Here is a 12,967-nt window from a genome sequence, read left to right as displayed (position 1 = left end):
TGCGATAGAGGTGGGGGATGACGGAGATGTCGCTGGAGTCGCGGCTCCGCAACGAAAAAACGCTCAAAGACCTCCAACTGGAGGTCGACGCTTATATTTCGCAGTTCAAAGAAGGGTATTTCAAGCCGATGACGATGCTCGCCCGCATGAGCGAGGAACTGGGCGAACTGGCCCGGGAGGTCAATCATCGGTACGGCGAAAAGCCGAAAAAAGCGGACGAACCGGAGAACTCCATCGAGATGGAGCTCGGAGATATGCTGTTTATCACGATCTGCTTCGCCAATTCGCTGGGCATCGACCTGGCGGAGGCGCATGACCGCGTGATGCACAAATTCCGGACGAGAGACGCGAACCGTTGGACGAGAAAAGATACCTGATCCCGCGTTTGTCGCAATGCGATCCGGCCGGGACCGAATCGCGGCGGCATCCGGGCGCATACGAGACAGAAATGCAAAATCGGAAGGGGAAAACACGCGATGAACAGACAAATCCGCGTCGCGGTTGCGGGAGCAAGCGGCCGCATGGGCAAAGAAGTCGTCAAAATGGTGTTGGGTGACGAATCGCTGGCGCTGGCGGCGGCAATCGACCGCTCCCATGAAGGCGCCGATATCGGCGTTTTGATCGGACAAGCGCCTTGCGGGGTCCTGGTCGATACGGATCTGGAGCGCGCCCTGATCTCTTCGGGAGCCGACGTGCTCGTCGACTTCACGACGCCTCAGGCCGTCTGGAACAACGCCGTCGTAGCGGTCCGCGCGGGAGTAAGGCCCGTGATCGGCACGACCGGGCTGACGAAGGAGCAAATCGCGGAGCTGGACAAGCTGTGCCGCGAACGGGGCATCGGCGGCATCGTCGCGCCGAACTTCTCCATCGGGGCTATCCTGATGATGAAGTTTGCCGCCCAAGCCGCCAAATATATGCCGCATGTGGAAATTATCGAATACCACGGCGACCAGAAGCTGGACGCGCCTTCGGGAACCTCGATTCTGACCGCGCAAAAAATCGCCGAAAACCGTCAGGAGCTGCGCCAGGGCAACCCGAACGAGGAGGAGACGATCGAAGGGGTGCGCGGCGGCTATTACAATGGCTTCCGCATTCACAGCGTGCGCCTGCCGGGCGTCTTCGCCCAGCAGGAAGTGATCTTCGGCGGATTCGGACAAACCTTGAAAATTCGCCACGATTCGTACGACCGGGCCGGATATATGCCCGGCGTCAATATCGCCGTCAAAAAAGCGATGGAACTGCAGGGCATCACATACGGCTTCGAGTCGTTTATCGACTGAGGCCATTGCAGGAGGCGGCACCTTATGTTAAACATCGCACTTATCGCGCATGACCGCAAGAAAGAGGAAATGGTTCTGTTCGTGACCGCATACGCCCACGTGTTCAGGCCGCATCGGCTTTACGCGACCGGCACGACCGGCAAGCGGATTATGGACGCGACGGGTCTTCCCGTGCACCGGTTTATGTCCGGGCCGCTCGGAGGCGACCAGCAGATCGGCGCGCTGGTGGCCCAGAACGAGATGGATCTGGTGATTTTCCTGCGCGATCCGCTTATGGCGCAGCCGCATGAGCCGGATATTATCGCGCTGCTCCGGCTGTGCGACGTGCAGGGCATTCCGGTCGCCACGAATATCGCGACGGCGGAGCTGCTCGTGCGCGCCCTGGACCGCGGGGATTTCGGATGGCGTGAGCTTGTTCACAAGTACAAGCCCGCCGGTTCGGAAGATTTGTCGCCGCAAGCGGGTACGGGCGGATGATCGGGATGGAGCCGCTGGATATTCTCATCTTCGGAGCGCATCCCGACGACGCCGAGATCGGCATGGGCGGCACGATCGCGAAGCACGCCGCCGCGGGCAAGCGCGTCGGCGTATGCGATCTCACGCTCGCGGAGATGTCCTCGAACGGGACGCCGGAGCTGCGCCAGCAGGAAGCGGCGGAGGCTTCGCGCGCGCTCGGGCTGGTTTACCGGTCGAACCTGCGTCTGCCGGACCGCGGTCTGCTGCGGGCCCCGGACGCGGTCGACCGCATGGTCGGGGAAATTCGCCGGTGCCGTCCGCGGATCGTCTTCGCGCCGTATTGGCAGGACCGGCATCCGGACCACGTGGCGGCGAGCCGGCTGGCGGAGGAGGCGGTGTTTAACGCCAAGCTCCGCCGTTATTTGCCGGAAGCGGGACCTGCCCACAACGTCGAGCGTTTGTATTTTTATTTTATCAACGACGTCGCCGATCCCGAAGTCGCCGTCGACGTCTCCGACGTATACGAGGCGAAGCGGAATTCGCTGCGCGCGTACGCCAGCCAATTCACGGCCGGCGGCGATGCCGTGGCGACGCCTCTGAATCAAGGTTATCTGGAACGCGTGGAAGCCCGCGATTCGCTGCTGGGCCAACGCGTATCCGCCCGTTATGCCGAGGGTTTCGCGAGCAAGCTTCCGCATCTCGTGCATCTGTTTTAATCATTGGCGGAATATATATGAAAAACAACGCGACCCTGGTCCTGGGAGGTTGGAGAGCCATGCACAATCCGCTAAAAATCGGCATCACCTGTTATCCTACGCTGGGCGGTTCGGGCGTCGTCGCCACGGAATTGGGGAAGCTGCTCGCGGAGAAAGGCCACGAAGTGCACTTTATTACGCACAGCCTGCCGTTTCGGCTGGGGGCGTTCCACCGCAACCTGTTTTATCACGAGGTTGAGGTCAGCGATTACTACGTGTTCAAGTACCCGCCGTACGACCTGTCATTGGCCAGCAAAATGGCGCAAGTCGCGCAAATGCAGAACCTCGACCTGCTGCATGTCCATTATGCGGTGCCTCATGCGATCTGCGCTTATCTGGCGAAGCAGATGGTCGGCGACCGGCTCAAGGTCGTGACCACGCTTCACGGCACGGACATCACGATTCTCGGCCAGGACCAATCGTTAAGCGATATTATCCGGCTCGCGATCGACAAGAGCGATGCCGTTACCGCCGTATCCATGGATCTCATCAAGCAAACCCGGGAGCTTCTCGGCATCGAACGCGACATCGATCTCGCTTACAACTTCGTCGACAAGCGCGTGTATTATCCGCGGGACGTGGCCGCCTGGCGCAGGGAGATCGCGAATCCGGACGAAGCGATTCTGATGCACATCTCGAATTTCCGGCCGGTGAAGCGGGTCGGAGACGTGCTCGACATATTCGCCAACGTGCGCCGCAGACGCCCGGCCAAGCTGCTGCTGGTGGGTGAGGGGCCCGAATTGTCGAAAGTGCACTGCAAGGTGAGAAATATGGGGCTGGAGGACTCGGTTGTCTTCCTCGGCAAGCAGGACGATGTCGCGCAAGTCATTTCGTTGGCCGACGTGCTGCTGCTTCCGTCCGAGAAGGAAAGCTTCGGCCTGGTGGCGCTGGAAGGCATGGCCTGCGGGGTGCCGACGGTCGGTTCCGATACGGGCGGCATTCCCGAGCTGATCACGCACGGGGAGACCGGCTTCCTGGCTCCCGTCGGCGACGTGGAGAAGATGGCGGATTATGTCGACGCGCTGCTGTCGGACCGCGACATGTACGCCCGCATGTCGGAAGCTTGCGTCCGGCGCGCCCGGTTGACCTTCTGCAACGACCTGATCGCGGCCGAATACGAACGCATTTATTACCGGGTGCTGGGGCTTCCGGCGCCGGAGCCGTTGGAGCCGGCATCCTGCCTGTAAGCAACCGGGCGGCGACCGCCGCCCTGCGAAGGAGGATACGCAGTGAGCGATGCCAATCGCGATCAGGCAACCCAATCGATATGGAGCGCAGCCTCCGGCTTGCTGGCGCGTCTGGAGGAAGCCGGCCATGAAGCGTATTATGTCGGCGGCTGCGTGCGAGACCGGCTGCTCGGCCGCCCCGTTCACGATATCGACATCGCCACTTCCGCCCGGCCGGAGCAGGTGATGGCGCTGTTCGAACGGACGGTGCCGACCGGCTTGCAGCACGGGACGGTTACGGTGCTGCTGGAAGGGGGCTTGTCGTTCGAGGTGACGACGTTCCGCGTGGAGTCCGAGTACGCCGATTTCCGCCGGCCGAAGTCGGTCCAATTTATCTCGGACCTGACGGAAGATCTGCGGCGCCGCGATTTTACGATCAATGCGATGGCCATGGACCGGTCCGAGAGGGTGATCGATCCGTTCGGCGGCGAGCGGGACTTGCGGGACCGCGTGCTGAGATGCGTGGGCGACCCTGCCGAGCGGTTCGCCGAAGACGCGCTGCGGATGCTGAGATGCATCCGTTTTTCTTGCCGCTACGGCCTGGCCGTCGAAGAACGGACTTGGAACGCCGTGTTGGAACATGCCCCCAAGCTGGCGCATGTCGCGATGGAGCGCGTGCAAGCGGAATTGGAGAAGACGCTGGAAGGGCCCGATCCGCGCCGCGGCGTACGGCTGCTGGCCCGCAGCGGATTGCCGCGCCATATGAAAGAACCGTTCGGCGTCGGCGAACAGGAGTGGCAGCGGCTGGCTGAAGATCAAGAAGCGGTGCCGGATTTGTCGCGGCTCTCCTCTCCCGCGGCCCGCTGGGCGTCGTTATGGCGGCTGCTGAAGGCGGGGCCCGAAGAGGCCCAGACGGCGATGACGCGGCTTCGGTTCTCGCGGGACAAGCTGCGTTCGGTCAGAGCCGTACTGGATTTCGGCCGCGAGGTCGAAGGCCTGTCCCGATTATTGGACGCCCGAGGAACGGAAGCCGGCCGGGTGAAATGGACCGAAGCGGCGCTTCGCTGGGGAAGGTCCGCCTCCGCCGCCTGGTTGGAGATGGCCGCTCTGGATGCGAGCTTGGCGAGCGACGACCCGACGCCCGAGGACTCGTGGAATCGTCTTCTGTCGCTCGCGCCCGAATGGACGGAAAGCGTCCGGGTATGGTCGCGCGAATCGCTCGGCATCGACGGCTTGTCGCTCGCGCGTGAAGCCGGAAGGAAGCCCGGACCGTGGCTGCGGGAGACACTCGACCGGCTGTGGCTGGAGGCGGCGCTCGGGCGGATCGGCAATACGCCCGAAGCGCTTTTGGAGGCGTTCCGCCGGATGGAGCGGAGTGCGGAGCGACGTCTTACGGAAGGAGACGAACGATGAAGCTGGTGCAAACGGACGAGCTCGAAGCATGGTTCCGCGCCCGGCCCGGGCAGTGGTTGTCAGGGGCGGAATTGAGCCGGCAGTGGGGAGTCAGCCGTTCGGCTGTCTGGAAGCACATACGCGCGCTGGAGCTGCGGGGGTACCGCTTCGAATCGGCGCCCCGCCGAGGCTACCGGCTCGTGCAGTTGCCCGACCGCATCCGCCTGGACGAAGTGCTTCCGCGTCTCGCCACGCATACGATCGGGCGTTCGTGGAAGCTGCTGGAGACGGTCGAATCGACGCAAACGGTGGCGCAGCAATGGGTGCAGGACGGGGCCAAGGAAGGCTCCATCGTGCTCGCGGAGCAACAGACGTCCGGGCGGGGCCGCATGGGCCGGCAGTGGCATTCGCCGATCGGCAAAGGCATCTACATGAGCATGATTCTGACGCCTCGGGTCCCGATGACCTTGCTGCCGCAGATCACCTTGCTTACGGCTGTTGCCTTGTGCCGGACGATGAGAAAGCAGACCGGCGTCGACGCCGGCATCAAGTGGCCGAACGACATTCTCGCGGGCGGGCGCAAAGTGTCCGGCATTCTGCTGGAATCGAGCGCCGAGGATGAACGCATCCGTCATGTGATCGCAGGCGTCGGCATCAGCGTGAACCTGGAGGCGTCCGACTACCCCGAAGAACTGCGGGCGATCGCCACCTCGCTGCGTATCGAATCCGGCAAAACGGTCGACCGCGCGGAATTTCTCGCCGCTTTTCTGAATGAGTTCGAGACGCTGTACGACGCCTATCACCGCGACGGATTCGGTCCCATCCGGTCGTTGTGGGAAGCGCTGTCGGTTACGCTGAACCGGCCGGTTGCCGTAAACGGCCCGCAAGGGACGATCGAAGGCGTCGCCGAAGGGTTGGACGACTTGGGCGCCCTGCTTGTCCGGAAGCCGGACGGGACGCTGGAGCGTGTGATGTCCGGCGAAATCCCGATCGTTCCCGGCCCGAGGCCGGGAAGGGTGTCGGATGACGCTTGAAGGCCGAGTCCGCGAAGTGTTATACTGGCTTTGATGAGGCGGTATCGCTGAACCGAACCGCACTCGTTCACCGATCACAGGACAACATCAAATCCGCTTTACGGAATGCGATGGTTGGATTCCGCCTGGAGCCGCGAGCCCGGGACGGAAAAGAACAATCCTGTTCTTCCATGTGAGACGTGACCTTTTAGCTCCATCGGGACTAAAAGGTTTTTTTGCCGCTTCGGGAAGCCTAAGGGCGGGGGGCGTCGAGCCGGCCGCCCAAGCTTGCCGGCAAGGCAATCAAACCTGCCTCTGGTCGCTTGCGGATTGCCGGAAGACCCGCCAGAGGTTTTCTCATGGAAGCATCCACAATGGAAAGCGGGGAATACGCATGGGTTTCAAACCGGTAACCACTGCAACGCTTCGTAAAATGAAAAGCGACGGAACGCCGATCACGATGGTCACGGCATACGATTATCCGTCCGCCAAGCTGGCGGACGAGGCCGGAGTCGATATGATTCTCGTGGGGGATTCCTTGGGCAACGTTGTCCTTGGATATGATTCGACGCTTCCGGTTACGCTTGAGGATATGATCTACCACACCCGCGCCGTCTGCAGAGGCGCGCAGCGTCCGTTTATCGTGACGGATATGCCGTTTATGACATACCACGGCAGCCTCGACCTCACGCTGGCGAGCGTCGCCAGACTGATGCGGGAGGGCGGCTGCAAAGCCGTCAAGCTGGAAGGCGGGCGCGAGATCGCGGACACGGTCCGGGCGATCGTCACGGCGGGGGTGCCCGTCGTCGGCCATATCGGCCTGACGCCGCAATCGGTTCACCAGATTGGCGGCTATCGCGTGCAGGGGAAAACGGCGAATCAGGCGGAGCGGCTGCTGGAGGACGCGCTCGCGCTGGAACAAGCGGGCGCGTTCGCGATCGTGCTGGAGCTGGTGACGGAGGACGTGGCGAGGCTCGTGACGAGCCGGCTGAGCATCCCGACGATCGGAATCGGCGCGGGTCCGGGCTGCGACGGTCAAGTGCTCGTCTTCCACGATCTGCTGCAATACGCTTCCCCGAGCGTGCCGAAAAAGATGGTCAAGACGTACGCCGATATCGGCTCGGCGATCCGGAACGCCATCTCCTCTTATGTCGATGACGTGCGGGAGCGCCGCTTCCCCGGACCGGAGCATTCGTTCCGGACCGAGCAGCGCGAACCGGCCGTCCTGTACGGATCGGGCTCGTCCTCCGCATCGGCCGAAGGGAAGGGGGAACGGCAGCCATGATCGTGTGCCGGACGATCGCGGACATTCGCCGCCGATTGAACGAGGTCCGTTCCGCCAACTGGCGCGAACGGGGAGAGCCGATCACCGTCGGTCTCGTGCCGACGATGGGATATTTGCACGACGGCCATGCGAGCTTGCTGAAGCGGGCGCGCGAGGAATGCGACATCGTCGTGCTCAGCATTTTCGTCAATCCGATTCAATTCGGACCCAACGAAGATTTCGACCGGTATCCGCGCGACGAAGAACGCGATCTGCGTATAGCCGAAGCGAACGGCGTGGATTTTGTGTTGTTGCCTAGCGTCGAGGAGATGTATCCGGCGCCGGCGAGACATTCGCTGACGATCGTCCGTGTCTCGGGTGTCAGCGAATCGCTCTGCGGCGCTTCGCGTCCGGGGCACTTCGACGGCGTCGCGACGGTTGTGTCCAAGCTGTTCCATATCGTCTCGCCGGAACGGGCGTACTTCGGGATGAAGGACGCCCAACAGGTGGCGGTGATCCGCCAGATGGTGCGCGACCTCAACTTCCCGGTCGAGATCGTGGCTTGTCCGACGTTGCGGGAGCCGGACGGACTGGCGCTCAGCTCGCGCAACGTCTATCTGAATCCGGAGGAACGCGCGCAAGCGGTCGTATTGTCGCAAGCCTTGTCCCGAATCGACGGCTGGCTGGCCGAAGGCGTCGGTGCCTTCGAGCTTAGAAATCGGCTCGCCGACGAGATTCGGCGCGCTCCGCTCGCCGATATCGATTATGTGGAAGTCAGGCGTTACCCGACCCTTGAGCCTGCGGACGACGAGCTGGCCGAAGGGGAATATATCGCCGCTCTGGCCGTCCGGTTCGGACGAACCCGATTGATCGACAACCGGGTGTTCCATGTCAGAAAGGGGGAACCCGCATGTTCCGCACCATGATGAAATCGAAGCTTCACCGGGCGACCGTAACGGAGGCGAACCTGAATTACGTCGGCAGCATCACGATCGACGAAGATCTGATGGAACTGGTCGATATTTGGCCGAACGAAAAAGTGCAGGTCGTCGACAACAACAACGGAGCCCGATTGGAAACCTACGTGATTCCGGGACCGAGAGGAAGCGGGGTGATCTGCCTGAACGGCGCCGCCGCCCGACTCGTTCAGCCCGGCGATACGGTCATCATCATCTCGTACGCGATGATGACGGACGAGGAAGCCCGCGTCCATAAACCGCGGATCGCGATTTTGGGCGAAGGCAACAAAGTCGTCGACCGCATCAACGCCGAGCCGCATTCGACCGTGCTGTAATGCGTGTTTCCCTCGACAAAACCTCCCTGCATGAAACATGGGGGGCCGACGCACAATGAGGATACGCCGCAGGCGACCCATGGCGCGAGGGGGACAGGTGGAATGTTTAAGCACTTATTTGGGGTCATGAACGAGATGCTCGACGAGCTGGCGAGACGATATGCCGATCCGGCCCATGCGGACAGCCTGGACGAACTGGACCGCGAATTGGCGGAGCTGAAGCGGATGAGCGACCAGTGCATCGAAGGCTGGCTGCTGTTCGAAGAGCGCATCAGCCGGCTGTCGGCGCTGCGGCACGGGTCGTCCGCGGAGGGCGATTCCGTCAAGCATTCGGCCCAGACGGACGGAAACGAACTTGACGAGTGGACCGCCATGCATCTGAAAGCGCGGGAAAATGCCGCGTTCGAGCAGGCGCAGGGCTACTACCAGCTTCGCATGTACGACGAAGCCATCCGGCTGCTGGAGCCGCTCGCGGAACGGCAGCCCGACTTTATCCTCGCCCGGCTGTATCTGGCAATGGGGTATCTGAAGTCGGAACGGTTCGAGGACGCCTACCGCCAGTTTCAGTTTGTGCAATCTTTTAGCGAACATGCAAAAATCAAGTCAATATCGTTTAACGCGATGGGCTGCATTCAGGCCAAACGGCTGTACCCGGAAAAAGCGGCGGAGCTGTTCAAGCTCGCCTACGAGGCGGACCCTACAAACCGCGACGCCTTGACGAACCTGGAATGCTTCTCGCAAGCGGGCTCCGGCCACCGGCTTTCGGTTATCGGTCTTTCCTGACCGGGCGAAGCCCATCGCGCGGACGATTCGAAAAGGACTGAACGTCACGCGATGAAATATGCCGTGCTTGACTTTGAAACGACAGGGGATCAGGCGGACGACCGGGTCATTCAGGTCGGTCTCGTGCTGGTCGACGGACACGAGATTGTGGACAGGTATACTTCCTTCGTGCAGCCGGAGCGGAGTATACCTGCTTCTATTTCTCAATTGACGGGCATTACCGACGAAGACGTGGCCGACGCGCCGACGGCGGATCTGGTGATGGCCGAAATTTTGCCGCTGTTGAACGGCCGTATTCTGGTCGGCCACAACGTCGGCTTCGACCTGAAATTTCTGCAGCGCACGCTGACGGACAACGGCTATTTTCCGTTTCAGGGAAGATGTCTCGACACGTTGGAAGCGCTTCGGATTTTGTTTCCCTCGCTCACCAGCCTGGCGCTGTCGATGGCCAGCTCGCAGCTCGGAGTGCCGCATGAGCGTCCGCACCATGCGGATTCGGATGCCGATGCGACGGCCCGACTGTGGATCAAGTGCCTGGAGAAGCTGAACGAACTGCCTCTGGTTACGGTGCAGCGGCTCGCGTTTTTGTACGAAGGAGAACGGAGCGACTGGGCCTGGTTTTTGCAGCAGATCGCTTCGGAACGGGAGATGGAAGCCGCTCGCGGCCATGCGGAGGCCGAGCCGTCCGCCGGGCAGATATACCGGAATTTTGCGCTGAAAGCCATGCCCTGGGACGCGTCCGGCGACGAAGAAGAGGCGAATGCCGACGAGCTCCGCGAGACGCTGGGGGATGATTTCAGCGCGTTTTACGACCGGTTCCGGGACCGGCTGAGAGAAAAGTTCGAAGCGTTCGAGGAGCGGGAATCCCAAAACATCATGGCGAAAAGCGTGCATGAAGCGTTCCGGAACGGCAAACATCTGCTGGTGGAAGCGGGCACGGGCACGGGGAAGTCGCTCGGTTACCTGATTCCGTCGCTCTATTACGCCTTACGGGAGCAAGTAAAGGTGGTCGTCAGCACGCATACGATCAATCTGCAGGAGCAGCTTCGCCAGCGGGATCTGCCGTTGCTTCGGGAGCATTTCCCGGTTCCGTTCCGGGCGGCCGTGTTGAAGGGGCGCAGCCGCTACTTGTGCCTGCGCAAATTCGAAGAACGGATGAACGCCGGGGACGTCTCCGATCATGAGGAGCGGCTTACGGCCGCCCAGATGATCGTCTGGCTGGGAGAGACGGAGCACGGGGACGAGGAGGAGCTGCATCTGCAGCCGAAAGGCCGAACGCTGTGGCGAAGCGTGGCCAGCGACGCGGATTCGTGCCTCAACCGCGCTTGTCCCTGGTTCCGCAACTGCTTTTATCATCGGGCCCGGCACGACGCGCAGGAAGCGGATCTGATCATCACGAACCACTCGCTGCTGTTCACGGACGTTCAGGCGGAGCACCGCATCCTGCCGGCCTACAAGCATCTCGTGGTTGACGAGGCGCATCATTTCGAGGCGGTGGCGAGCGAGCATCTGGGGCATTCCGTCTCCTACACGGGCCTGACCGGCAGCCTGCTGTGGCTGTACAAGGACGCGCGAACCGGCCAACTGCCCGTGCTGCGCCACCGACTGGAGTCGTCGGGAGACGAATCGGCGGGAATGTGGATTCCGCTTGCGGAACGGGCGATGAACAAGCTCGTCGACGCGAAGGAGCAGTGGGATGCGCTGTCGGAGCGGCTGTACGAGGTTCTCGCCAGCCAGGCCGGCGATCCGCTTGCGGGGGAATCCGGCGGATACGTCTTCCGGCTTAAGCCGCAGGAGCTGCCGCCGCTGTGGGACGAGGTGTCGCAAACGGCGGAGACGGTATTGTCCCGGCTGAAGGAAGCGACGGCGGAGCTGGAGCGGCTGGCCGCCGAGCTGAAGGAGGAACAGGAACGTCTGGGGCTTGCCAGCGTGCTTACGGATTTGTCGGGGGCGGTCAAGGATGTCGCCCGGCATCGGGACGAACTCGCCTTCCTGCTGAGCATGAAGGACGAGCATTTCGTGTATTGGCTGGAGGGCAATCCGAACTACCGCAGCAAGTCAGTTGTCTGGTCTGCCGCGCCGGTTGACGTCAGCTCGCTGCTGCGGAAGCTCGTGTTCGAGGTGAAGGACAGCGTCGTGCTGACGTCGGCCACTTTGTCCGTCGGCCGGACGTTCCAATTCGCTTGCGACCAGTTGGGCTTGCGGACGGACGCCGACGAGGTGCTCACGCTGCAGCTTCCGTCTCCGTTCCAGTACCGGCGCCAGTCGCTTGTCGTGATTCCCCGCGACTTCCCCAAAATCAAGGGAGCGATCGGCGATCCGGTCTTTCAGGAGATGCTGGTGCAATCGCTGGCGGAGATCGCGGTGGCGACGGAAGGGCGAATGCTGGTTCTGTTCACGTCCAACCGCATGCTCCGGCAGACGCATGCCGAGCTGAAGGAGCGTCTGGCCCCGCACAACATCACCGTGCTCGGCCAAGGCGTCGACTCCGGCAGCCGAAGCAAGCTGACGCGGCTGTTCCAGTCCCAGCAGCGCTGCGTGCTGCTCGGCACGAACAGCTTCTGGGAAGGCGTCGATATCCCGGGAGACGCGTTGTCTTGTCTCGCGATCGTCCGGCTCCCGTTCCAGCCGCCCAACCATCCCGTGGTTGAGGCGAAAGCGGAGATGCTGAAGAAACGGAACCAGAACCCGTTTATGGCATGGTCCGTGCCGCAAGCGGTCATCCGGTTCAAGCAAGGCTTCGGCCGGCTCATCCGGACGGCCAGCGACCGGGGAATCGTCGTGCTGTACGATACGCGCGTATTGGACACGTATTACGGCAAGCATTTTTTGTATTCGCTGCCCGGTCCGAAGATCGAGCATATGAGACTGGAGCAGATGGTTCCGAGAATCGAAGAATGGTTGAAGGGAGAGGAACAGCAACCATGAAGTCGCCCAAAATCTCGGAGGCCGTCGTCAGACGGCTTCCCATCTACCTCCGTTATTTGAACGAGCTCGAGAAAAACGGGGTGACGACGGTATCGTCTCAAGAACTGGGGCAGCGGCTTGATCTGAATCCGGCGCAAATCCGCAAGGATCTGGCCTACTTCGGAGAATTCGGGAAAAAAGGCATCGGCTACGACGTCGGGTATCTGATCGAGAAAATACGCAACATTCTGAAGCTGAACCGCATCATTCCCGTCGCGCTGGTCGGAGCGGGCAATCTGGGGCGGGCGCTGTGCAACTACAACGCCTATCTCCGCGACAATATGAAAATCGTTGCGGTTTTCGACGCTTCGCCCGACAAAATCGGGCAGCAGATCAACAACCTGACCGTACAGCCGATGGAAGCGCTGGCGGCCCGGATGGCCGAGCTGAAGGTCCGCATCGGGATCATTACCGTCCCGGCTGCAGAAGCCCAGCAGGTGGCCAACCAGTTCGTGGAGGCGGGGGTCGAAGCCATCCTGAACTTCGCTCCGGTCATCATCCGCGTTCCCGCGTCTGTCCGGGTGCATCACGCCGACTTCACGGCGGACTTGCAGAGCTTGGCCTATTATTTAGACTGATCGATCCTTTCGCATTACA

13 protein-coding genes are annotated in these 12,967 nt (G+C 61.8%); all 13 read left to right on the top strand.

Annotated elements, in window-relative coordinates:
- Positions 1–17 precede the first annotated feature (17 nt).
- The 13 genes from FE781_RS01720 to FE781_RS01660 all read left to right on the top strand — a co-directional run bounded on the left by FE781_RS01720 (position 18) and on the right by FE781_RS01660 (position 12,948).
- Entirely contained in the window at positions 18–377 is a 360-nt protein-coding gene (locus tag FE781_RS01720; protein WP_246067989.1) for a nucleotide pyrophosphohydrolase, read from the top strand.
- 99 nt (positions 378–476) lie between these two features.
- Positions 477–1,280 carry a 4-hydroxy-tetrahydrodipicolinate reductase gene (gene dapB, locus FE781_RS01715; protein ID WP_138787915.1) on the top strand — a complete coding sequence of 268 codons (804 nt, stop codon included), beginning with the start codon at positions 477–479 and terminating at the stop codon, positions 1,278–1,280.
- Between the two features lie 24 nt (positions 1,281–1,304).
- Positions 1,305–1,757 carry a methylglyoxal synthase gene (gene mgsA, locus FE781_RS01710; protein WP_138787914.1) on the top strand — a complete coding sequence of 151 codons (453 nt, stop codon included), beginning with the start codon at positions 1,305–1,307 and terminating at the stop codon, positions 1,755–1,757.
- Positions 1,754–2,452, top strand: coding sequence for a bacillithiol biosynthesis deacetylase BshB1 (gene bshB1 / locus FE781_RS01705; protein WP_138787913.1), 699 nt, complete (start codon positions 1,754–1,756; stop codon positions 2,450–2,452). The genes mgsA and bshB1 overlap by 4 nt, the downstream gene beginning before the upstream one ends.
- A gap of 59 nt (positions 2,453–2,511) precedes the next feature.
- Positions 2,512–3,678, top strand: coding sequence for an N-acetyl-alpha-D-glucosaminyl L-malate synthase BshA (gene bshA, locus FE781_RS01700; RefSeq protein ID WP_138787912.1), 1,167 nt, complete (start codon positions 2,512–2,514; stop codon positions 3,676–3,678).
- A gap of 42 nt (positions 3,679–3,720) precedes the next feature.
- Positions 3,721–5,070 (top strand): CCA tRNA nucleotidyltransferase, encoded by a 1,350-nt coding sequence (locus tag FE781_RS01695; RefSeq protein ID WP_138787911.1) that lies wholly within the window; start codon positions 3,721–3,723, stop codon positions 5,068–5,070.
- Positions 5,067–6,083, top strand: a complete 1,017-nt coding sequence (locus tag FE781_RS01690) for a biotin--[acetyl-CoA-carboxylase] ligase (RefSeq protein WP_138787910.1) — start codon at positions 5,067–5,069, stop codon at positions 6,081–6,083. Before FE781_RS01695 ends, FE781_RS01690 begins: the two co-directional genes overlap by 4 nt.
- 373 nt (positions 6,084–6,456) lie before the next feature.
- Positions 6,457–7,347 (top strand): 3-methyl-2-oxobutanoate hydroxymethyltransferase, encoded by an 891-nt coding sequence (gene panB / locus FE781_RS01685; RefSeq protein ID WP_138787909.1) that lies wholly within the window; start codon positions 6,457–6,459, stop codon positions 7,345–7,347.
- Positions 7,344–8,252, top strand: a complete 909-nt coding sequence (panC, locus tag FE781_RS01680) for a pantoate--beta-alanine ligase (RefSeq protein ID WP_138787908.1) — start codon at positions 7,344–7,346, stop codon at positions 8,250–8,252. Before panB ends, panC begins: the two co-directional genes overlap by 4 nt.
- A complete protein-coding gene (gene panD, locus FE781_RS01675) occupies positions 8,237–8,620 on the top strand; it encodes an aspartate 1-decarboxylase (protein ID WP_138787907.1) in 384 nt (127 codons plus the stop codon). The genes panC and panD overlap by 16 nt, the downstream gene beginning before the upstream one ends.
- Before the next feature lie 102 nt (positions 8,621–8,722).
- Entirely contained in the window at positions 8,723–9,403 is a 681-nt protein-coding gene (locus FE781_RS01670) for a tetratricopeptide repeat protein (protein ID WP_138787906.1), read from the top strand.
- Between the two features lie 51 nt (positions 9,404–9,454).
- Positions 9,455–12,331 (top strand): ATP-dependent DNA helicase DinG, encoded by a 2,877-nt coding sequence (dinG, locus tag FE781_RS01665; RefSeq protein WP_138787905.1) that lies wholly within the window; start codon positions 9,455–9,457, stop codon positions 12,329–12,331.
- The gene (locus FE781_RS01660; protein WP_246067987.1) at positions 12,328–12,948 is read left to right on the top strand and encodes a redox-sensing transcriptional repressor Rex; all 621 of its coding nucleotides are present in this window, start codon (positions 12,328–12,330) and stop codon (positions 12,946–12,948) included. Before dinG ends, FE781_RS01660 begins: the two co-directional genes overlap by 4 nt.
- Positions 12,949–12,967: the final 19 nt, after the last annotated feature.

Source organism: Paenibacillus thermoaerophilus (assembly GCF_005938195.1).
Taxonomy (GTDB): domain Bacteria; phylum Bacillota; class Bacilli; order Paenibacillales; family Reconciliibacillaceae; genus Paenibacillus_W; species Paenibacillus_W thermoaerophilus.
The sequence above is the reverse complement of the archived record's forward strand: the minus strand, read 5'-3'. Positions and strand labels throughout refer to the sequence as shown.